Source organism: Cupriavidus sp. 01T418, assembly GCF_056398885.1.
The window spans coordinates 1-435 of sequence record NZ_JBFTQG010000184.1 but is presented as its reverse complement, the minus strand read 5'-3'; the positions used below and the strand labels follow the sequence as shown (position 1 = coordinate 435).

Genomic DNA, 435 nt, shown 5'->3' with positions numbered 1-435 from the left:
TCTTATGGGGAGTTCGGCTGCCTTGCGGCGTGGCGGTATCCGCGTGCAGGGGTGCACAGGCATCGCGCGGTGCGAGACGTTCGCTCGTATCGGCCATCGGTCTGCTCGCGGAGCCGGGAACGGGCTCTTCCAGGCGCTGCGGCGTGGCGGGTACGCTAACCCCAGGCGCTTGCATGGGGAGTGGGCGGACGGGCCGACGCAGATGACTGGGCTGCTCCGGCTGGGCGCGCTGAAGCGCCGCCTGTTGTTGTCCATACGCGTCAAGCGCTCGCAAGACGGATTCGCCGAGATCGCAGGAACGCTCAAGCTGGTCGGCCAGGCAATGGCGCAGCAGCACTGCTTCTTCGCCAAGCATCGGTGTGTCGCGCCGGCACGCCCGCGTGAAATTGTGGTACGCATTCGGGTCAAGCATGCTGAGACCCAGGCGCACGGCAT

1 protein-coding gene is annotated in these 435 nt (G+C 66.9%); it reads left to right on the top strand.

Features of this window, described 5'->3' with window-relative positions; all coding sequences use genetic code 11:
• Positions 1-202 precede the first annotated feature (202 nt).
• Positions 203-435: hypothetical protein (locus tag AC1DQ3_RS36835; RefSeq protein WP_477125000.1), on the top strand; the 233-nt coding region annotated here is incomplete at its 3' end.